The 20,840-nt window shown below is 52.0% G+C and carries 16 protein-coding genes and 1 pseudogene; 8 read left to right on the forward strand and 9 right to left on the reverse strand.

Translation table 11 applies throughout. The features are described 5' to 3' along the window. Positions 1-43: 43 nt before the first annotated feature. Together E6W40_RS25340 and E6W40_RS25345 are read right to left on the reverse strand one after the other, a co-directional pair. A complete protein-coding gene (locus tag E6W40_RS25340) occupies positions 44-913 on the reverse strand; it encodes a carbohydrate ABC transporter permease (RefSeq protein WP_136608407.1) in 870 nt (289 codons plus the stop codon). Positions 914-988: 75 nt separating this feature from the next. Further along, positions 989-2,296, reverse strand: a complete 1,308-nt coding sequence (locus E6W40_RS25345) for an ABC transporter substrate-binding protein (RefSeq protein WP_246073187.1) — start codon at positions 2,294-2,296, stop codon at positions 989-991. Positions 2,297-3,324: 1,028 nt separating this feature from the next. Between E6W40_RS25345 and E6W40_RS30405 the strand changes: the two are divergent. From E6W40_RS30405 to E6W40_RS25365, 5 genes and pseudogenes are all read left to right on the forward strand, one after another. Further along, a pseudogene (locus E6W40_RS30405) lies at positions 3,325-3,710 on the forward strand (TIM-barrel domain-containing protein); the annotation flags it as partial. Between the two features lie 417 nt (positions 3,711-4,127). Next, a complete protein-coding gene (locus E6W40_RS30410; RefSeq protein WP_342774745.1) occupies positions 4,128-4,493 on the forward strand; it encodes an alpha-amylase family protein in 366 nt (121 codons plus the stop codon). Positions 4,494-4,941: 448 nt separating this feature from the next. Further along, on the forward strand, positions 4,942-6,579 hold the full coding sequence (locus tag E6W40_RS25355) for a response regulator (RefSeq protein WP_136608408.1): 1,638 nt from the start codon (positions 4,942-4,944) through the stop codon (positions 6,577-6,579). Between the two features lie 18 nt (positions 6,580-6,597). Continuing rightward, positions 6,598-8,325, forward strand: a complete 1,728-nt coding sequence (locus tag E6W40_RS25360; RefSeq protein ID WP_136608409.1) for a sensor histidine kinase — start codon at positions 6,598-6,600, stop codon at positions 8,323-8,325. Beyond that, entirely contained in the window at positions 8,322-10,034 is a 1,713-nt protein-coding gene (locus E6W40_RS25365) for an extracellular solute-binding protein (RefSeq protein WP_136608410.1), read from the forward strand. Before E6W40_RS25360 ends, E6W40_RS25365 begins: the two co-directional genes overlap by 4 nt. A gap of 464 nt (positions 10,035-10,498) precedes the next feature. Here E6W40_RS25365 and E6W40_RS25370 read toward each other — a convergent pair whose 3' ends face one another. Both E6W40_RS25370 and pdxR read right to left on the reverse strand, forming a co-directional pair. Continuing rightward, positions 10,499-11,284: an AraC family transcriptional regulator gene (locus tag E6W40_RS25370; RefSeq protein ID WP_136608411.1), complete on the reverse strand. Its 786-nt coding sequence runs from the start codon at positions 11,282-11,284 to the stop codon at positions 10,499-10,501. Between the two features lie 100 nt (positions 11,285-11,384). After that, positions 11,385-12,836, reverse strand: coding sequence for a MocR-like pyridoxine biosynthesis transcription factor PdxR (gene pdxR / locus E6W40_RS25375; protein WP_136608412.1), 1,452 nt, complete (start codon positions 12,834-12,836; stop codon positions 11,385-11,387). Positions 12,837-13,045: 209 nt separating this feature from the next. On the opposite strand from pdxR, the gene E6W40_RS25380 reads away from it, so the two are divergent. The 3 genes from E6W40_RS25380 (at position 13,046) to E6W40_RS29845 (ending at position 15,399) form a co-directional block, all read left to right on the forward strand. Then, the gene (locus E6W40_RS25380; RefSeq protein WP_136608413.1) at positions 13,046-13,705 is read left to right on the forward strand and encodes a pyridoxamine 5'-phosphate oxidase family protein; all 660 of its coding nucleotides are present in this window, start codon (positions 13,046-13,048) and stop codon (positions 13,703-13,705) included. A 151-nt stretch (positions 13,706-13,856) separates the two neighbouring features. Further along, entirely contained in the window at positions 13,857-15,158 is a 1,302-nt protein-coding gene (locus E6W40_RS25385; RefSeq protein ID WP_136608414.1) for an aminotransferase class I/II-fold pyridoxal phosphate-dependent enzyme, read from the forward strand. A 118-nt stretch (positions 15,159-15,276) separates the two neighbouring features. After that, a complete protein-coding gene (locus tag E6W40_RS29845) occupies positions 15,277-15,399 on the forward strand; it encodes a YjcZ family sporulation protein (RefSeq protein WP_211147087.1) in 123 nt (40 codons plus the stop codon). Between the two features lie 116 nt (positions 15,400-15,515). On the opposite strand, the gene E6W40_RS25390 is transcribed toward E6W40_RS29845, so the two are convergent. From E6W40_RS25390 to E6W40_RS25410, 5 genes are all read right to left on the reverse strand, one after another. Then, the gene (locus tag E6W40_RS25390) at positions 15,516-16,736 is read right to left on the reverse strand and encodes an ABC transporter permease (RefSeq protein ID WP_136608415.1); all 1,221 of its coding nucleotides are present in this window, start codon (positions 16,734-16,736) and stop codon (positions 15,516-15,518) included. Positions 16,737-16,738: 2 nt separating this feature from the next. Beyond that, positions 16,739-17,485: an ABC transporter ATP-binding protein gene (locus E6W40_RS25395; protein WP_136608416.1), complete on the reverse strand. Its 747-nt coding sequence runs from the start codon at positions 17,483-17,485 to the stop codon at positions 16,739-16,741. 36 nt (positions 17,486-17,521) lie between these two features. Further along, the gene (locus tag E6W40_RS25400; RefSeq protein WP_136608417.1) at positions 17,522-18,934 is read right to left on the reverse strand and encodes a DEAD/DEAH box helicase; all 1,413 of its coding nucleotides are present in this window, start codon (positions 18,932-18,934) and stop codon (positions 17,522-17,524) included. A 137-nt stretch (positions 18,935-19,071) separates the two neighbouring features. Beyond that, on the reverse strand, positions 19,072-19,845 hold the full coding sequence (locus E6W40_RS25405) for an SDR family NAD(P)-dependent oxidoreductase (RefSeq protein WP_136608418.1): 774 nt from the start codon (positions 19,843-19,845) through the stop codon (positions 19,072-19,074). A gap of 170 nt (positions 19,846-20,015) precedes the next feature. Then, positions 20,016-20,474: a chemotaxis protein CheX gene (locus tag E6W40_RS25410; RefSeq protein WP_136608419.1), complete on the reverse strand. Its 459-nt coding sequence runs from the start codon at positions 20,472-20,474 to the stop codon at positions 20,016-20,018. Positions 20,475-20,840: the final 366 nt, after the last annotated feature.

The raw sequence follows: 20,840 nt of genomic DNA on the forward strand, positions 1-20,840 counted from the left end.
CCTTGATATGACTTCGTACAAAACTTGCTTCGGAAGCATGGGTCTAGTCGTAAACCACCCATTTTTTTTGCAGCAGGAACTGGATGCCCGTCAAAATCAGGTTAATCAGCAGCAGGATGTTGACGATGGCCGCTCCATAGTTCTGATCGTAGTAAATAAACGAATTTTGATAATATGCGTACACGAGAGAGCGCACGGCGGGCAGCGCAACGTTCGTCTTGCCGATGATCAGATAGATACTGTCGAAGATTTGCGTAGCACCGATGACGAGCACGATGGACGTAAAAAACAACGTCGGCGTGAGCAGCGGAAGGGTGATGGAGCGGAACTTGCGGAAACCGGCGGCGCCGTCAATCTCGGCCGCCTCATACAGAGGACGCGGAATCCCTTGCAGCCCGGCAAGGATCAACAGCATGTTAAAGCCGATCGAGCCCCATACGCCGACCATTACAAGGGCATACATCGCGAACCGTTTGTCCGAGATCCATGCGATATGAGTGCCAAGCACGGAGTTCAGCAGTCCGTAATCCTGCGCGAATATGATGACCCACACCATGGCAGCTGCGGCCGCCATCGTGACCTGCGGCAGAAAATAAATGACCCGATAAATGGACCGGCCTCTGATCTTAGCGTTCAGCAGCACGGCGAAAAGCGTGGAAAGCACGATCGTCGCGGGCACGAACAGCACGACATAAAACATCGTATTCCGTAAATTTTGCCAAAACTCCGCGTCCTTGAACAATCTCTCATAATTGGCCAAGCCGACCCAATGGCTGACAAGACCGAAATTTTCGGACTTCAGAAAGCCCAGATAGATAGAATAGACGGCCGGCCAACTCCAGAACACCAACGTTCCGATCAATGTCGGAGCGATCATCAAATAAGCCCATGCGTACCTGCTTTTCGAATTCATTGCCTTCACCTCATATTTGCCGAAGGCGCCCCGGATGCCGGAACGCCTTCGACGTTTTTACCTTGCGTACGGTGCTTACTTCGCGTCCGCAATCGCCTGATTCATCATTTCCGCCACTTTTTTGGCGCCTTCCTCAATCGAGATCGCACCGCCCCATGCCTGGGACATGATCTCTCCCTCTTTCGCGAACCAGACCGGGTAAGACTTCGAACCGCTCGGGTATGGCGTTGCGTCCGCCGCCTGGTCGATGAACACCTGTAGGTTCAGGTCCGGTTTGGATTTCACCCAGGCATCTTGGGTGCCCTGGAACGCGGGGATCGCCGCACCCATTTGGGCCGTGATTTCGGCAGCCTCTTTCGAGCCGAGGAACTTCAGGAACTGCCACGACTCTTCCTTATGCTTGCCCTTTGCGGACATGACGTTGCCGAGGCCGTTAATGATATTGCCGCGCCCCGCCTTGCCCTTCGGCAGCGGCGCCCAGTCATACTTGCCCTTAATGATGTCGCTGCTGGCCAGGTTGCCGTTGTCCCAGGAGCCGTCAAAAATCATTGCGAGCTTGCCCGACTTGAACATTTCGACCGAATCCGTGTCGGTCATCTGCTGATGCGTCGGCGATGCCTTGTCGAGGATCATCTGGTAACGGGCCTTTAACGCCTCGATCGAGGCAGGCTCGTCGTACCCGGACTTGGTCATGTCGGCGTTTAATATATGGCCGCCGTTCGCCAGCATATCGTTCCAGTAGCCGGCCTGGGTATCCATCTTGGCGCCGAAGCCGTAAATGCCTTTGTCCGGCTGGCTGAGCTGCCCCGCGACCTCCGCCAGCTTGGCATAGTCCCAGGTATCATTCGGATACGCTATGCCTGCCTGGTCGAACAACTCCTTGTTATAGGCCAAGCCGATGGTATCAAAATCCTTTGGGATGCCGTAGTTTTGCCCGTCCATCGTATAGATCGAGCCGAGGTTGGACGCATAGTTGTTCAGGTCAATCTCGCCGGCTTGCACCTTATCCGTGATCGGTGCAAGAAACTGGCCGGACGCGTATTTGATGAACTGGCCGCCGTGCATCCAGAATACATCGGGCAGCGTGCCTGCCGGCGCGGCCGCGGACATTTTCGTCCAATATTCGCCCCAAGGAATGGCGTCGATCTTGACCTCGATATTCGGGTGCTGCCCGGTAAACGCTTTGGCGATCGCTTCCATCGCCGGCTGCTGGTTTTTGTCCCAGATCGCGTAGGAAATCGTCACGCTCTTCTGATTGCTGCCGGCAGGCTCGCTGTCCGCAGCCTTGCCTCCGTCATTCGATTGATCGCAGCCGGCCAGTGCCAGCGATGAGGCAAGCAGCGCGCCGGCGGCGGCCATTCCCCATTTTTTTCTGATGTTCATCGTGAATCCCCCTCGTTTTTTTTTGAAATAAGTCGTGCCTTAACGTTCCGCCAGCATGTCCAGGCTGCTGGAACACGGGGAAATTTGCGCAACCATCATTCCCCCGTTTGATTCGAGTCGTCGTGAGCTCTTGACGTTACTATCATAAATCACGGCAAATTCGGGTTTAAATGCCCCGATTTTAAGATTCAAACCCCATTTTTAAGATCCCCTTCCCAGTTGCGGACGTTGTCTGCATAATAAGAAAAACGCCTATCGATGTGTATACTCACAGAAGACAGACCGCGTTTAGTTGAAGTTTTTCTTGCGAGATTAGGCAGCAGAGACTCCGAAATTTATTCTTTCTGATCTCTTAAGAAAAACGCCTATCGATGTGTATACTCACCGAAGACAGACCGCGTTTAGCTGAAGTTTTTCTTGCGAGATCAGGCAGCAGAGATTCCGAAATTTATTCTTTCTGATCTCTTAAGAAAAACGCCTATCGACGCACATTCACGGAAGACAGGCCTCGTTTAAGTGAAGTTTTTCTTGCGATGATAGAATTGTTCAGCTTGAAAACCTATAAACTCTATCATTTTTAAAAACAGGACCAAAATTCAGATGATTTCGGGCATAAAAACCGCAAAATTGTGCCCGCTATCGACAAGGAGAATTCAGCCATGACCAAAATCTCAATTTCCCGTATACCCGGCGAATACTGGTGGGGCGGTGTGATCAACGAAGGCAGCGTCATGCCGTTCGGCCAGGCGGCACATACGAGGGACTTACGCTTGACGGACGATAACCAGGCCACGCCGTTGCTGCTCTCCAGTAAGGGGCGGTACATCTGGAGCGAGGATCCGTTCGCCTTCCGCATAGACGAGAACGGCCTGTCCGTCTTTGACAGTGCCGGCGAAGTCACCATCGAGGAAGGGCATCACTCGCTGCAAGGCGCCTACCGCCATGCCGCCAGTACGCACTTCCCGCCTTCCGGGCTGCTCCCCGACGCGTTCGCCTTTACGGCTCCGCAATACTGCACCTGGGTCGAGATGTTCTATGCCCCAACGCAGGACAAAATCATACGCTACGCCGAGGCGATTCTCGCGAACGGGCTTCCTCCCGGCATTCTCATCATTGACGACAATTGGATGAAAGACTACGGCATTTGGGACTTCGACAAGCACCGCTTCCCCGATCCCCGGGTGATGGTCGATACGCTACACCGATGGGCTTTAAGGTGATGCTTTGGATGTGTCCTTACATTAGCCCGGACTGCACGATGTTCAAGGAACTGCGCGGCAGCGACCTGCTTATGAAAGGCGAAAACGGCGCGCCCGTGCTTCGACATTGGTGGAACGGGTACAGTGCCGTTGTGGACTATACGAAGGAGAAAGGCGTGGCATGGTTCAGGCAGCAAATGAACAGGCTGACCGCGGACTACGGCGTCGACGGCTTCAAGCTCGATGCCGGCGAGCCTATCCTGCCCGGAGCGCCGGACACGACGCAGCCTGTCGCCTGGTCGCGCCCGCTGCGCTTGCTTGAGGATTGCGAGGCCTATGCGTCCCTGGGCGTTGGCTACCCACTCGTCGAGCTGCGCATGTGCTGGAAGCTCGGCGGGCAAGCGCTCATCCAGCGTCAGCGGGACAAGACGCATACCTGGGACGCGGGAGGGCTCGGCGGCCTGATTCCGAACGCGATCGTGCAGGGACTGCTCGGATACGCATTCAACTGCCCGGACATGATCGGCGGCGGCATGGATGGTGATATCAACTCCCCCGACTTCCGTTTCGACAGCGAGCTTTTTGTCCGGTACGCCCAATGTGCCGCACTGTTTCCGGTCATGCAGTTTTCCATGGCCCCCTGGCGCGTGCTGCGCGGCGAGGATCTGACCTGGTGCCTGAACGCCGTACGGCTTAGATCAGAGCTAGGTCCCGAACTGCTCGCGCTCGCCCGTCAGGCTGCCGCCGATGGCCTGCCGATTTTGCGCAGCCTGGAGTTCGAATATCCCGGATGCGGCTATGAACTCGTACAGGACCAATTTCTGCTCGGATCGAACCTGCTCATCGCGCCGGTCGTCGTCCAAGGCCAAACGTCAAGGCGCGTCGTCTTTCCCGAGGGTCGATGGCAGGGCGATGACGGAAGCGTGGTCATCGGTCCGACCGAGCTGGAAGTCGAGGCTCCCCTCTCGCGGTTGCCCTGGTACCGCAGCATTCAATAAACGCGGGCGTCGGCAATAACGAAATCAAGGCCATCCTGAGAGCGAGAGAGATCGCCGATAGAGTAAAGCCCCCATTGTAAGTTTTAATGAAAGATAGAATGGTACAGCTTCGCTGAAATGTATAGAATATATCAACAAAAGAGAACGTCGCGGCGTGCCTTCCTAAGAAAAACGCCTATTAACGCACCTCAAAGAAAAGACAGACCGTTTAAGCGGAAGTTTTTCTTGCGATACTAGGATGTTATGCTTTGAGGATGATTACTTTCTGATATCCTAAAAAAGTCAGATCGCGTTATAGAAGTCTCATATACTTGCGATTACAATTGAAATGATCCATTTCGTGGTGAACTGATAATTCTATATTTTTATAAAGATCGGGAACGCGCCTCCGCCACCGTAGAGGCGCCAGTCCTCAATAAGCCGAAGACCGATCTGGGAGGTGTCAAATATGTATGAGCTGCTTATCGTCGACGATCACGCTCACCTCGTGGACAGTCTCGAGCGTAATATGCCGTGGGAAACGCTCGGCATCGGCAAGGTTCACAAGGCTTTCTCCGGCGAGGAGGCGCTCGAATACTGCAAAAGCTATCCCGTCGATATCGTCATCACCGATATCCGCATGCCCGGCATCTCCGGACTTGAGCTGATTGAGCATATCAAAAAGTATGACAAGCACTTCAAAAGCATCCTGCTCTCCGGTTACGGCGAATGGGACTACGCGCAGGAGGCAATCCGTCAGCAGGTGGACGGCTACCTGCTCAAACCAGTTGATCATGGGGAACTGGCGTGCATGCTGCAACGCCTGACGCAAGACCTCCAACTTGAATGGGACGAGCGGGGCAAGCAGGAGAAGGCCATGCGCTTGCTACATGAGCATATGCCTCTGCTGCGCGAGAAGCTGCTCATGGATCTGCTGCAAGGACGGAAGCTTTCGACTGAGCTGCTCGAAGAGAAACTCGCCTATTATCAGATGCCGTTTCGTCCAAGCGACGAAACGGCGATGTGCGTCATTCGCATCGAATCGTCAGCGGAGGAATTGAACTGGCAGGACCAATCACTGCTTGCCTCCGCCGTCGTCAATATCGCGGAAGAGACGTTCTCGGATCTGTTCTACGTTTGGCGCGGTCGTGATCCATTCGAACATGAAATCTTCATTCTCAAGGCTAGGGAGGCGTCGTGGCTGGAACGGGAACCGCAGCCGGAGCGTGCACGGCAGCAGTCTTTCGAGCATCTGGCATCCAGACTGCAGCGTCACGTCAAGCATTTTCTCAAAAGCAGCATCTCGATCGTCGTGAGCCATTGGCATGTGATGGGGCATGGTTTGCGCGGAACATACCAAGACTCGCTGGCCGTGTTCGCCCGTCATCTCGGCGGCGAAACGGATCTGTTCATTGGTCTGCAGGACGCCGTCGCGCCCGATTTACCATACCGCATCCACAGTCTTTACGAATCCCCCCCGTTGATCCAGCTGTTCGAGATCGGCCAGTGGGAGGCTATTTCAGCCAAGTGGGACGCCATTTTCCAGGAGGTGACAGACAAACGGATGGAGTCGCGCGAGACGCTTCTGGAGCTGTATTATCATGCCATGGGCGCATTCAGCTTTTTTGCCCACAAAAACGGGCTCAGCCTGCATGACATCATTCCGGCAGAGTCGGATAAGGCCGGCGATGCGAGCCGTTTCCGCCATATGCGTCAACTGCAGGACTGGGTCTTACATACGCTCGACCGGTTGCGGGAGATGACCAAGAGTGAATGGAACAACGAGCAGGCGGTGCTCATCCGCAAGGTCCGGCAGTTCATCACCGATCGAATCGCCGACGCCACGCTGCAGACAGCAGCCGATCATGTCGGCCTGCATCCGGCGTACCTGTCCTCCCTGTTTAAGAACAAGACAAAAGAGAATGTCAGCGAGTATATGTACAAGATGCGTATGCAGCGGGCGCGGGAAATGCTTATTGAGCAGCCGGAACTCAAAGTCAGCGACGTCGCCTCGGCGATCGGCTACCACAAACCGCAATATTTCATCAAGCTGTTCAAGGAGCATTACGGACTAACGCCGCAAGACTTCCGCCACCAATATTCCTGACCGAACGGAGACACTCGCATGAGGCTTACCATATTCACAAAAATCGTGCTCGTCATCTTCTTGCTGCTCGTCTCCACGCTGCTGCTGTACTACTTGACGAACCGCTCGAGCGTGCGGCTCATCAAACAGGAAATTCAGCGCGTGAAACTGAACGAGCTCACATTCCTGGCTGGCGATATCGACAACAATCTGTCCAAAATATCGTCCTTCAGTGATTTTCTCGTACTAGACAAAGATGTGCGGCTTCTCGCGACCCCTTCCTTTCTGGAAGGGGACTTCGAGCTGAATAAGCTGAAGCTGCGGGTGTCGGACAAACTCAACCTGCTGCACGCCCTGAATAACTGGAACGCCGAATTCACGGTGGTCTACGCGGAGGACAGCCCTGCCTTCTCCCCCCAGACGACGCCTACACTCAGCGACCTTTACCTGGAAAAGCACTTCCGCCCTTTCTGGCAGTACGAGCATGCCAATGACGGTGCCTATTTGACGTATTATCTGGCGCATCCATACACGTTCCGCTTCGATCCGGACGAAGTGTCCTATGTCATCAGGGCCAAGATCGACACCAAAAACATGCTCGATTATTTGGAGCGTGCCAAGGGGACGAACGACAATGGGCCGATCTTGTTTTCTGCAGCCGGAGACGTACTGTCCGGCGATACGGAGAAGCTTCCGTTCATCCGCGAGCTGACCCGTCTGCTCGGGGTAGGAGAAGAAACGAGCGGCAACCGGCTTATCAAACTGAACGGCGAGCATTATCTCGTCAATTTTTCCGCGCTGGGCAGCTTTAAAGACTGGTACGTCGCGGACTATACCCCGATCAACGAAGTGCTGGATCCGATCTATGCCAACCAGCGGTTGTACTATTTCTCCAGCATTTTTCTGCTCCTCTTCAGCATCCTGCTCGCCCTCCTGCTCAACCGAGACGTGCAGATTCCGATCCGAAAGCTGATCTGGGGCGTCAGGAAGATCACGACCGGACAGTATACAATCACGCTGCGTCAGAAGAGCAACGATGAATTCGCCTATCTGTTCGACCGCTTTAACGAGATGTCCAAAGAAATCAAGGAATTGATCGAAAAAGTGTACATGGAGCAAATCCGCTCCAAGGAGGCAAAGCTCCGGCAGCTTCACTCCCAAATTCAGCCGCACTTCCTGTACAACTCGCTCGCGTTTATCAAGAGCATGGCCGAGCTCGACGAAAAACAGGCCGTCATTGACATGTCCATGAGCTTAAGCCGTTATTTCCGTCAATCCATCAAGTTCGAGAATACGTTCACGACACTGCGGGAGGAGCTGGAGCTCGTCCGGTTGTACCTGACGATCCAGAGCCTGCAGATGGACCGCTTCGTCTTCGCCATAGATGTCGAGGAAAGCCTTCTCGGTCTGCAGGTGCCGCGGCTTCTGCTGCAGCCGCTTGCAGAAAATGCCATTCTCCATGGAATCGAACCGCTGCGCACGGTCGGAGACATTCGAATTGCGGGTTATATCGACGGAGAATATTGCGAAATTAGCGTAGCCGACAACGGCCGCGGCGTCGAGACCGGCCGACTCGCCGCGCTCCGAAACGCGATTTACAACGGTTCGGACACCAATACCGCGTGGGCGCTTCATAATGTATATGAACGGATGGGCGCGCTGCTTGGCCCGGACACTCATATGGAGCTTGAGAACGGAGAATTGGGCGGACTCCAGGTGAAGCTGCGGTGGAGAACGGTTCGCGAACAGGAGGAATTGGAATCATGAGCATCTGGAGATGGTTGAAACAAACGGGACTGTTCGGCCTCGCGATTGTCTTTTTTGTTGTCGTCATGTTATTTTCCTTCGTCTATTGGAAGGATCAGACAGGCCCCCCCGACCTGCCAGAGGGAGGCTCTATATCTGAAGAGCCTCCCCCTTCCTTCGTCGAAGGAATATACGAGCCCCCCGCCGTCTTGACGACCGTCGGGCATCTGTACCCCGACATCGAGTTCAAAAACGGCGAGGATCTGCAAAACAACATCCTGAACCGGCTGTTCGAGGAGAAGCTGGGCATCAAGGTGAAATACCTGTGGACGACGACCGGAGACGAGGACGTTTACATCAATAAACTGAATACCTCCATCGCGGCCGGACAGCCTCTCCCCGACATCGTTACGTTCAAGGGCGGACAAAATCTGTATCCGCTGTTGCGCTCCGGTGCCTTCCGTGACGTCGGTCCGCTTTTCGAGCAGTACGCCTCGCCCAAGTGGAAGGCGGCCATGGAGCAAGCTCCCGAAGCGTGGGACCGGTATACGGTCAACGGCAAAAAGATGGCGGTACCGATTCTCGACGGCAAAATGAATTCGAACGAGGTGCTGTACATCCGTCAGGATTGGCTCGACAAGCTCGGCCTCAAGGCGCCCTCCACGATCGAAGATATGGAGTCCGTCATGGATGCGTTCGTCCATCGGGACCCGGACGGCAATGGCATAAACGATACTTACGGGCTCAGCGTCAGCCTGAAAAATTCGTTTTTTTCCTGGATGTCCGACGCAGGCTTCGTGTTCGGGGCTTACGGTGAGATGCCGGACATCTGGAACTTGGGCGCAGACGGGAAGCTGTCTTACGGCTCGGTCCAGCCAAGCGTCCGGCAAGGACTGGCAACGTTGAAGCGGTGGATGGAGCGGGGCTACATACCGAAGGATGCCGAAATTCTCGACGAAGTCCAGGCGACGGAAGCATGGAAGCAGGGCAAGGCCGGCATGATCGTGGCGCCTCTGTGGGCGGCCGGCTGGCCGCTCGGGGATGTGACCGCAAGCGTGCCGGGCGCCAAGTTCGACGCGTATCCCATCCCCGCCGGGCCGGGGGGCCTGTCCGGCACGCGCGGCACGCCCCCGGAATTCGGCGCGGTCGCCATCAACGCGGACATGGCGAATCCCGAGATTTTTTTCAAGTATATGAACTTTGTCTACGATAACTTCATCGATCCGCCTGCCGACTCCCCTTATCGCTGGGGCATCGCCGAGGGCTATGACTACGGCTATTCGGGCGGTAAGCTGACGTTCCGTGAGAGCCAGGTGCCCGGCGGTCTGGCGGACCCCCAGAAGTATCTGCTGAGCCTGTCGCTCCCATCTGTCCCGAACTTGCTCAGCGAATCGATCGCCCGCATCAACCGAGGCGTGTCCGACCAGACACCATACGACATCAAAAACAAGCTGCAGCGTACGCCGCAAGAACTGAGGGGCTGGAACATCGTCGAAAGCAATCCCACCGTCTATAAGACGGACGCCTTCACCGGCGCACCGACGCCAATGAAGGAAAAAATCGGCGACGCCCTCGATGAATTGCTCCACGACGCGATGCTCAAGATCGTCTACGGCCAGGAGCCGCTGACTTACTTCGATCGCGTCGTTGCCAGATGGCACGCGCTGGGCGGCGACGCAATGACCGACGAAGTGAACGAATGGTACGCATCGCTAAAAAAAACGCGCTGATCGTGGCGTTCATCCCGGTCCATCTCATTGTTCATAAGCAATTTTGGGCTTAAGACAACAATAAACCCGCTTCGATACAGAAGCGGGTTTTCGAGAAAATGGGATAAGGTCACAGTGTGATCCCCTTCGCGGATAAGATTTTAGTGTCCTAACCTTATTCATTGCCAATTCGTAATATTACATTAATAATCCTACTCTTCCAAAAATAAAAAGCAGACACGGCTCCCTGCTCCCGTGCTGCTCTTTATGCTCATTCTATGTTTAAAACCACAAATCATTCGCAGGCTCGTTTGGCTTGTACCGGCGCATCCGGCTCCGAATCATGCTGCGTCCGCCTGTGGAATATTCGCGTCTGCGTATTCTCCGTCTGTACGTCATTCGCGCATACCTCCCTTCGTTTCTTTCAGCCGTATGTACTCCCCCTATTTACCCGGGCTTTACATTGCCGAAACAAATCGGAAGGTTTAACGGATTTCGGAAGGCTTTTTGCCGGTATACTGCTTAAACTGTCTGCTGAAAAAAAAGATATCCCGGTAACCTAGCGCATCCGCTACTTCTGTTACATTCATGCCCGCATGAAGCAGGAGATGCTGTGCACGCTCAATCCGTGTCCTTATAATATAGGACTGCACCGGTAATCCAATCAGTTCCTTGAACTTGATGGAAAAATATCTGGGGGAGAGACCCGCGCGGGCCGCAAGATCCTCAACCCGGTGAGGTTTTCCGGGATGCTGCTGAACGTAATTTGCAATTTCGCGAATCACCTCGGTCAGCTGATTGCTGGCCTTCTTTTCCTCCGGCTGCTCGCGGTCATGCCGCAGCAGATGAATCATGAGCTGCTTCAAAATCAGCTGGCCTTCCTCTTCTGCAGCAAACGTATTGACCAAAAACAGCCTTACGTATCTCGCGAGCATGTATTCAAAATCAACCGTATCCGTCAAGCGGCGGTAAGGCAGTGGTATCTCGCTCACCGGCTCGGAAACTCTGAAATGGCTGTATGTAAGCACCAACGGCTTTTGCGGATTATGGACCGCACTGGTGTGGTCACCCGGTCTGAACAAAAAACAGCTGCCTTTGCCGACCTCAAAGGACTCATCATTACGGATGACTGTCCCTTCACCGCTCCATACATAAAATAGATCATAGTTTTCCAGCGCTTTTTCACGCTTCTGCCATTTCCACCCCGGCTCGCAAACGATCTTTGCAAGAGAGGGCAGTATTTGGAAAGAAGATGGCGACGCATGCAGCATGTCGTCATTCCCCCTTATATATAAACTATTTCAATACAGGTACACATATTGTATCAAAGATCATACACACTTTAACACAATATATGTACATGATACTCTTTCACGCAAAATTTTGCACATCCTGCCACGCGGCGATAAGTCTGCTGATGCCTTCCGTAATTTGATCCTCTTCCATATGGGCAAATCCGAAGCAGGCCGCCGGAAACCCTTCATCCAGCCGGTATACCTGCGCATCCCGAAAGTTGATTCCTCTTTGATTCGCCGCCTTACAAAAAGCGGTGTATTCCTCCGGTGATTTAAGCCAATGGGCATAGACATGCAGCCCCGCATCACCAGGTATTAGTTCGAAGAGCTGTGAAGCCTTTTCTTTCATCAGATTACAAAAGTGCTCATGTCTCGATCCATAAAGCCGGGTCAGACGGCGTAAATGCCGTATATAGCCTCCTTTAGCCATAAATCTGGCAAGAGCCCGCTGTTCCAGAAATCCCGGGGACATCGGTTCATACAGAGACTTGGCGCGAACAGCGGCTCCCACGAGCCCTTCCGGCAGCACCGCATAACCCAGCCTAAGCCCGGTAAACATCGTTTGCGAAAAGGACCCCATGTAGATGACTCGCTCCTGCGTGTCGAGTGCCTTAAGCGGTTCGATCGGTCTGCCAGCATAGCGGAACTCGCTATCGTAATCATCCTCAATAATGACTGCATTATGCCGCTGTGCCCAGTCAAGAAGCTGTCGTCTGCGTTCCAGGCTCAGCACGGCTCCCGTAGGATACTGCCTGCTGGGTGTAACAAAGAGAATTCCTGAATCCCACTCCTGCGGCATTACCCCCTGGCGGTCAACTTCCGCAGGAATAGGTATTCCACCGCATGCGGTAATGGCTCGGCGGACACCATGGAATCCCGGATTCTCTACGACAGCTGTATCCCCCTCATTCATCAGCAGCTGGAACAGCAGTACAATTCCCTGCATCGACCCGTTGAAAAGCACAATATGTTCGGGCCTAGCCATAATGCCACGAGTGACACGCAAATGAGAGGCAATAGCTTCACGCAGCTGACAATCTCCTTCTGGCGGAGCTTTATGCTGTAATTCATTCCCCTTTCGGCCCCCGGCATAAGAGAGGGCGCTCCGCCACTCCTCATAAGGAAAATGGCTCATGTCCAGCGGTTGATTGATAAAACTGATTTCTGCCTGCTTCGCAGGATCTGCCGGCCCCCGCGGCAGTGAGATCAGCCGCTCGCCCCAACTGGATAGTTTTACTGGTGTATCCTTTATTTCCATCTTATGACGGGGCGAATAGCCTGCATGGGTAACATAAGTCCCCCTGCCTGTCTCAGCATGTACATAGCCTTCCGCCACTAGCATGTCATAGCTCTGAGCCACGGCTCCGCGGGATAACCCGTACATATCTGCTATTTCCCGGGTAGAAGGCAGCTTTATCCCTCCCGGCAAACGTCCGTCCTGAATGGCTTCCCTCAGCGCATGATACAGCGCAAGATACTTGTATCGGTATTTATTAAGATAAGATTGCATATGGAGGCTTAGTTCCATCCCTGTTGCCCCTCCTCTACTGGATCCGCTTTGAACTGCCTAACATATATTTACAGATCGAAAACATGATTGGACTATAAATTTTAATCTAAATTGGATCTTTTTCCTTGTCAATGTTTCCGTTATGCTGTCAACAAGCTTCTGCGGTATCCTGATGATGGTTGTTTCTCAAATATCGCAGGCATAAATCATATATGGGGGAAACATGGATGAGAAGAGAGGAATTCAGCATCACTGAAGAACAGGAAATCAATGAGTTTTTATCCGGCATGAGCTTTGGCTTTCTCGGCACCGTGGGAGAAAACGGACATCCCCGGGTCACTCCGCTGAATTACGTATACCATCAAGGAATCTTCTATTTCCATGGCAGCCGGATCGGCGAAAAAATGAAACATTTAAAAACGAGCCCTTATGTAAGCTTCAGCGTGGCCGACGAATATGCGGTCATTCCCTCGTATTTTACTGATCCGAATCTCGCCTGCCCCGCTACCTCCTACTTCAAGAGTGTAACAGCTAGCGGAAGGGCTGAAATCGTGCAGGATCTTGAGGAAAAGGCAGCAGCCTTTTCGCTGCTGATGAAAAAGCTGCAGCCGGAAGGCGGCTATGATCCCATCGAAGCATCCAATCCGGTATATGCCTCGAGACTCCGCAATGTGGCTGTGGTTAAGATTGCAGCAGACCATATCAGCGCCAAGTTCAAATTCGGGCAAAATTTGAATACAGATAAACGGGAGGAAATACTGTGCGGGCTCGAATCCCGGGGCGCACAGCGGGACCTTGAAACCGCTAAGCATATCCGCAGCAGCATTCCAGTCAGCCGTAAAAAGAAAACTGCTAAGGAACCTCAGGCAGCCGATGACGATTATTAAGCATCCTTTCTGCTCAGAGACCAAAAGCTCCTTTTTTCAGTGACGGTTCCTGATCCAGGTGATATAATGTTAGGCAGTTAAAACGGAAAAGCTTACATGGGGATTTTGTATAAAGTCCTGACATTACAACCGACTTGGAAGGATGGAAGAAATGTTAAATTCATTGGCTGAACAACTGAACGAAGGCGTTAAGTCCAGCAACCCGCATGTCTATGACATGCTGTCCACACTGGGCAAAGAGATCTATTTTCCAAAGGAAGGCATTTTGAGCCAGTCTGCTGAAGCCTCCGGACATGCCAAGAAGTACAATGCCACGATCGGCATTGCAACTGAAGGCGGTATCCCGATGCATCTGGACGTGATCCAAAGTAAGCTATCTGCTTTCCAGCCGAAGGATTTGTATCCGTACGCTCCTCCTGCAGGCAAGCCGGAGCTCCGGACAGCATGGCTCACCAAAATGAAAGAAGAGAACCCTTCCCTGCGTGAAAAATCACTGAGCAGTCCAATTGTGACCAATGCGCTGACACATGGACTGAGTGTGGTTGCCGACCTCTTCGTCAATGAAGGGGACGCTGTCATTTATCCTGATAAAAACTGGGAGAACTACGAGCTGACTTTCGGTATCCGCCGTCACGCCGAGATCGTTAACTACCCGCTTTTCACCGATGAAATGACGTTCAACAGCCAAGGTTTGCGTGATGCTTTGCTCGCACAAAAGGACAAGGGAAAAGCGATTGTGATCCTCAACTTCCCGAATAACCCTACAGGCTATACTCCGGGTCTTAAGGAAGGCAATGAGATTGTCGCTGCTGTCAAGGAAGCTGCCGAAGCTGGAATTAACGTGGTTGTTGTAACAGACGACGCTTATTTCGGACTGTTTTTTGAAGACTCCTTGAAGGAATCTCTGTTCGGCAAGCTGGCAGATCTACATCCTCGTGTGCTCGCTGTCAAAGTCGATGGCGCAACCAAGGAAGAGTTCGTCTGGGGCTTCCGCGTCGGCTTCATTACCTATGCCTCTGATAGCAAGGAAGTGCTGCATGCACTTGAGCAAAAGACACTCGGCATCATCCGTGCAACCATTTCAAGCGGAGCCCATCCTTCCCAAACCTTCGTGCTTGAAGCGCTCAAGTCACCTGAGTTCCATGCGCAGAAGGAAGAAAAGTTCCAGATCATGAAGGGCCGTGCCAATAAGGTTAAAACACTGCTGGACAGCGGTAAATACAAGGATGTATGGGAATACTATCCGTTCAACTCAGGATACTTCATGTGCCTGAAGCTGAAGGGTGTTTCCGCTGAGGAGCTTCGTACGCATATCCTTCATCAATATGGCGTCGGAACCATCGCTCTTGGCGAGCATGATCTCCGCGTCGCCTTCTCCTGCATTGAGGAAGAATATCTTGAAGAACTCTTTGACCTGGTGTACAAGGGAATTCATGATTTGCAGAATAAATAAGCATGCGTTATAAAAATCTGTTTTTTTGATGAGGAACGGGTAATTGCCCAAGCACAGTCTTCCCCCTAGACATAAGATACGATGTAACTAAAACAATCCATTGCAAAGGGGAATGAACATGAGCGAAGAAGTAAGAGGCGGATACGGATACGGATGCGGACACGGAATGTTTGGTAACACTGGAGCAATTCTGGTACTCTTCATCCTCCTGGTAATCATCACTCGTTCTTTCTGGGTATAATTAATTACTCCAATTAATCAACAAGAATCAGCTGACAGCAAAAAAGCAGAAGGCCGGGAGCAATCCCGTTCTTCTGCTTTTTTCATGTTTACATATCTAAGATTGGGCCCGGCCCGCTATTCGTCGTCGTCATCCGATGGTTTTTTCCGCCCCGCAAAGAAACGGAACAACAAGCATACAATGACTCCGGTAGCCAGCGTGAGGAATACGGCACCCAAACGATCAGAACCCGCTCCAAGGAGAGGAAGCCACGTCAGTACCGCAAACAGCAGCTGGATTTGGAAAGCGAGTCCGATTGCATTCGTACGGCGGCTGCCCGGAGGTATAGGATACACGTGAAGCCAGAAGGATTCGCTGTGATATCGCAGAAGTGATGACATTTGGACTCCTGCCAGGAATACGAAGAACAAGTAAATGCCGCTGCCCATCATGCCGCTCCGGGTCCACCAGACAAGAAGCGCTCCAAGAATTCCTGCCCGCAGCACGATGCCCAGAATGTCGCTTCGCACAAAGCTTTTCATCAGAAGATACCGGTACGCAGCCTCAGGTTTCCATGGAATGCGGTTCCCCGCCCATGACAGCCATTTTCTCGCATAAATACGCTGCTGTCTGCCTGGTACATTGACAAACCAGCCCAGCATCATCAGAACGCGGCCGCTTTGTGTCTTTTCCTGGGCGATCAATCTGTCCCATGCTACCAAATGCTTGGCCGGGACACGCAGCGCCACAATATATGTAGCCGCAAGAAGCACGATGAAGATCAGGCTTCTGCCCTCCGGCTGCCAAAGCCAGGCTGCGACAGCAAGCGCAAGTATTACGTAACGAAGAAGCCGATAAGCCATCGTAGCACGCCGCGACACCATGCGAAGCTCTTTCCAGCAGCCATAGCTGGCAAGAACCTTAAGTGCGATCAGGATAATCAGAAAAGGCCAAAATGACTTCGGATCCCCGTCACTCCGGACGTAGAGCGGCCAGGATATCAAAAATACAAGAGCTAGCCCCAGCAGCTTGTATACCACACCACTAATCCAGCTCGCGTTAAAATAGCTGTTCATTTTGGATTCTTGAGGAAGCAGAAATACGGTATCTGCTGGTTGAAGATAGGTTCTGAAGCCGCTATTCACCGTCAGCGGTACGAACAGAATCAGCATAATCCAGCGGATCGGAAGACCAGTGGGAATATGCTGGACCAGGGAAGTGTACCATGCCGAAAATGCAATGAGCAGGAATAAAAGCAGTACCGCGACCCCGCTCTGGATGACATAACCGAGATATGGCAGCACTTCTTTTCCCCAGAAACGGCCGCGGCGCTCAGATCTTAATTGGCTTAAATCCATCGTCAATCCCTGCCTTGCACGAGGGTATAGAACATGTCTTCCAGTCCTGCCCCTGTAGTACCTGCCTGCGCGGCGATATCCTGCAGAGTTCCCTGCGCAATGACGCTTCCCTGATGCAGTACGATAAACCGGTCGCAGTAATTTTCAATCGTCGAAAGAATATGTGAGCTCAGCAAAATCGAGGAGCCCCCTTCCTTCAACTCAACCATGAAATCCAGCAGGGAGCGTATTCCCAGCGGATCCAGCCCGAGAAAGGGCTCATCAATAATATAAAGCGAAGGGCGAGCCACAAACGCGCACATAATCATGACCTTCTGCCGCATTCCTTTGGACAAGTGTGTCGATAGACTGTCCACTTTGTCCTGCATCCGGAAGATCCGTGCCAATCGATCCGCCCGTTCTTCATAATCCCCGCGCCCGACTCCGTAAGCTCTTGCAGTAAACTCCAGATGCTCGCGTACGGTCATTTCTTCATATAAAAGCGGAGATTCCGGTACAAAGGCCAGTGACCCATGATAGGTTTCCGAATCCTCTTCCCGTTTCTTTCCCTGAACCCGGATATCCCCTTTCTGGGGATTCATCAGTCCAAGAATATGCTTCATGGTTGTACTTTTCCCTGCACCGTTCAGGCCGATGAGTCCAACCATCTCTCCGGGCTTCACCTGAAACGAAATATCATGCAGTACGGGACGGTTCAAGCTGTAACCGCCGCTTAAACCCTGTATATCCAGCACAGTATTGCCGCTCATTGCATCACCTCCATGAAATGCCAATCCACTTTTTCTTTAAGGGTTCTTTTTGTCCTTCAGCCATTTAGGAGCACCTTTGTTCTTCCGTTCCCGCTCCCGCTCACTGCGGCTTTGCCGCTCTGACGGCTTCCCTCCGCGGAAGGGCTCGCTCTGTTTTTTCGCCGGACCGGGTGCCTTACGGCTTTCTTCCTTGTCCGGGCGGCGTTTCACCAAACCTTGGTCAACGGCTCCCGAAGAGATGTGTGCTTTGGCAGTCGTATCCTTGTCTTCAGGCTTCCGCCGCGCGGCTTGCCCCTGACTTGAAGAAACATCTCTTGGTTCCAGCACCTTGCCACCGTAAAGTTTGCGTTCCTCCAGTGAAATGCCAAGCTCCTTTGCAAACTTGTTCATGATAAAGATTTGCCGGTTCGTCACCAGAGAGATCACCAGGCCGCTGCGTCCCATCCGTCCGGTACGTCCTGCACGATGTACATAATGCTCGGAATCCAGCGCAGGATCATAATTGATGACCATTTCGAGTCCTTCAATATCGAGGCCCCGGGCAGCCACATCACTGGCAACCATCACCTTGAACTTGCCGCTGCGGAAACCGGCTAACACACGGCTTCTTACCATCTTATCGGCATCCGCATACAACGCCTCAGCCGGGAGTCCCATGAAATTAAGCTTTGCCTGTACTTCTCCAATGGTTTCCGTCTGATTGACAAAAACCATGACCTTGTTCGGATTGAAGTGACGGATTACGCGGCGCAGATTTTCCATCTTATCCCGCTCTTCTCCGGCAAAATAAATATGTTCGAGTCCCTTCGCAGTGGACTGGTCCGGATCGATGCCGATTTCCACCGGATTTTCCATTTCCCGTTTCACAAGCCCAGCCGTTTCCGGACTGACGGTAGCCGAAAGAAACACCAGCTGCCGGTCCCGGAGCGCGCTGCGGAGAATCCGGTCCACATCGCCCGCTCCGCCCAATTGGAACACCTGATCCACTTCATCCACGACAATCGCGTTGATATGATGCATTTTCAGCTTGCGGACCTCAATAAGCTCCCGCAATCTTCCTGGCGTTCCCACAATAAGCTGTGGATGCTGCTTCAGCTTCTCCACTTGACGTTTGAGTGCAGCTCCCCCAATCAGTCCAAGTACCTGAATACCTCTGATCTGTCCATATTTTTCACTCTCTCTAACGATCTGCATGGCAAGCTCCTGGGTCGGTGCAATCACAAGCTTTTGAGCCGATTTTAATTCAACATCTATGCTCTGCAGTATAGGCAGCAGATAGGCAAGTGTCTTGCCTGTCCCTGTCTGCGAACGGGCCAACACATCTGATCCTTTTAAAATAGCAGGAACAGCCTCCGCTTGTACCGGAGTTGGCTCCGTAATTCCGTATTCCGACAGGCCATCGACCAGAGGTTGATCGATGCCTAGCGCTGTAAATGAAGTAGCGTTCATTAAATTCCATCCTTTATATAAGTCATTACTATTTATTATATGATAAAAGAGCCGCGGTACCAAAAGTTAATTCCGTGACACCTTCCCGGTTGCTTCCGAAGCAAAAGAAAAAAACCGGCTCATTTGGAGCCGGTCTGTCACTTTTTATTCATCATCCGGTAAGTAAGCTTATCCGAAAGGCGAGGAAACAGCTGATATAACCGCATCGCGGCGGCCGCTTTTAACGGAAGATTCAACTCTTCCTTGCCCGTCTTCATCAACTGTACAATTTTGCTCGCTACATGCTCCGGCTTCATCATCAGCCATTCTACATTACTCACATAACCACCCGAGGGATCTGCGATATCAAAAAAAGGCGTATCAATCGGTCCCGGATTGACGGTTGACAAGGTGATTCCCGTTTCCCTCAGCTCCTGCCGCAGGGCATTACTAAAACCAAGCACTGCATGCTTGGTTGCTGTGTAGGCAGAGGATTTCGCCGTACCGATCTTGCCCGCCATGGAAGCAATATTCACGATATGACCGCTTTGGCGTTCAAGCATATGGGGGAGCACGGCCTTCGTACAGCGCACGGTTCCCATATAATTCACTTCCATCATCCGCTCGTATTCCTCAGTGGGCATGTCCACTGCATTCTCGAATTTGCCATAACCCGCGTTGTTTAGCAGGATATCAATTCTGCCGTAGTCCTGAATGATCTCTTCAAACGCTTGCTTCACCTGATCATCACGGGTCACATCCATGACTTTGATCTCGTGTTTCCCGGTTATTCCGTTTGAGGCTTCAGCCAGCTTCTGATGTGAGCGTGCAACTAAAATCGGAACGGCTCCCTCGCTGCTCAGCATCTGAGCCGTTAACAGGCCGATCCCGCTTGATGCTCCCGTAATCACAACCACTTTATTCTCCAACATGATTTCAGTTCCTCCCAAGAGACATGCAGTACGAAATGTACTCCACGCGTTGATACCCTTATTCTATGATATTAGAAGTATAATATCGAGGAATCGCATCCTAATATCACAAGAAAAAAATTCGCTAGACGCGGATCTTTTTGCTAAGAGGGTACTCCGAAGAGGTTTTGTTATGAGATCATGACTTGAATATCCAGTTCTCCGATACCATCCATTAAGAGAGGGATACTGAGCGCCTTTTGCGGAAGAAACGAAGTGACCTGCTCGCTTTTCACCACTTTAGGTGGCGTAATGTCGACACTCACTCCCTGATTGGATAAAATGGTGCTTGCGTTGCCGCTGATCATGTTACCGAGCTCAGAAATGGCACTTTGCCCCATCTCATCCATCTCGGTCAGCACGTATCCTCCCATCATGGCTGACACCATCCGCAATGCCACATGCTCATGAATACCGAACATAATATTTCCGCTCAGTTGTCCGGTCATTCCGATATGTATCCATATATGGTCCTGGATTAACTCCACAGTCTTGATTCCCAGGCTTCCTGTTGAAGGCGATACCTGGATAACCTGCTCGATAACAAGCCGTGCAGATTCCAGAAAAGGATTGATAACTTCCGCTTTCATTTCTGTTAAACACCCCTTCCACAGTAGATTGCAGGACACGCTCCAAAAGTCCCATTTCTCTTTGAAACAATTATACGTTAAACCCCTAAATAAATCACCAAAAATTCACACTTGATTTTAGAACCAGGGCATAAATACCCTTATTACCGATTCTTTTTTCCTATTTAGGAAATAAAAATATGAAAGCCTGATAAGTATATCGGTCCTTTAGATACAAATTTGAATACCATGGCGAATTTTGTAGAATCTATTTTTAAAATATTATGTATCTTTTTGAATCATAACCAGGGCATCCTGTCTCCATTGCCGTGACTTTCCGAATCCCATATAATTAAAGGATATACATATGGTCGAAACTCAGCTGTA

The sequence above is a fragment of the Paenibacillus dokdonensis genome, assembly GCF_004916975.1.
GTDB lineage: Bacteria > Bacillota > Bacilli > Paenibacillales > Paenibacillaceae > Paenibacillus_AQ > Paenibacillus_AQ dokdonensis.

Coding starts and splice junctions, on each gene's coding strand:
- pdxR (WP_136608412.1), bottom strand. CDS start 12,836: ATGGAACTAAGCCTCCATATGCAATCTTATCTTAATAAATACCGATAC.
- E6W40_RS25360 (WP_136608409.1), top strand. CDS start 6,598: ATGAGGCTTACCATATTCACAAAAATCGTGCTCGTCATCTTCTTGCTG.
- E6W40_RS25410 (WP_136608419.1), bottom strand. CDS start 20,474: ATGAAAGCGGAAGTTATCAATCCTTTTCTGGAATCTGCACGGCTTGTT.
- E6W40_RS25405 (WP_136608418.1), bottom strand. CDS start 19,845: ATGTTGGAGAATAAAGTGGTTGTGATTACGGGAGCATCAAGCGGGATC.
- E6W40_RS25395 (WP_136608416.1), bottom strand. CDS start 17,485: ATGAGCGGCAATACTGTGCTGGATATACAGGGTTTAAGCGGCGGTTAC.
- E6W40_RS25355 (WP_136608408.1), top strand. CDS start 4,942: ATGTATGAGCTGCTTATCGTCGACGATCACGCTCACCTCGTGGACAGT.
- E6W40_RS25370 (WP_136608411.1), bottom strand. CDS start 11,284: ATGCTGCATGCGTCGCCATCTTCTTTCCAAATACTGCCCTCTCTTGCA.
- E6W40_RS25400 (WP_136608417.1), bottom strand. CDS start 18,934: ATGAACGCTACTTCATTTACAGCGCTAGGCATCGATCAACCTCTGGTC.
- E6W40_RS30410 (WP_342774745.1), top strand. CDS start 4,128: ATGGCCCCCTGGCGCGTGCTGCGCGGCGAGGATCTGACCTGGTGCCTG.
- E6W40_RS29845 (WP_211147087.1), top strand. CDS start 15,277: ATGAGCGAAGAAGTAAGAGGCGGATACGGATACGGATGCGGACACGGA.
- E6W40_RS25340 (WP_136608407.1), bottom strand. CDS start 913: ATGAATTCGAAAAGCAGGTACGCATGGGCTTATTTGATGATCGCTCCG.
- E6W40_RS25385 (WP_136608414.1), top strand. CDS start 13,857: ATGTTAAATTCATTGGCTGAACAACTGAACGAAGGCGTTAAGTCCAGC.
- E6W40_RS25390 (WP_136608415.1), bottom strand. CDS start 16,736: ATGGATTTAAGCCAATTAAGATCTGAGCGCCGCGGCCGTTTCTGGGGA.
- E6W40_RS25345 (WP_246073187.1), bottom strand. CDS start 2,296: ATGAACATCAGAAAAAAATGGGGAATGGCCGCCGCCGGCGCGCTGCTT.
- E6W40_RS25365 (WP_136608410.1), top strand. CDS start 8,322: ATGAGCATCTGGAGATGGTTGAAACAAACGGGACTGTTCGGCCTCGCG.
- E6W40_RS25380 (WP_136608413.1), top strand. CDS start 13,046: ATGAGAAGAGAGGAATTCAGCATCACTGAAGAACAGGAAATCAATGAG.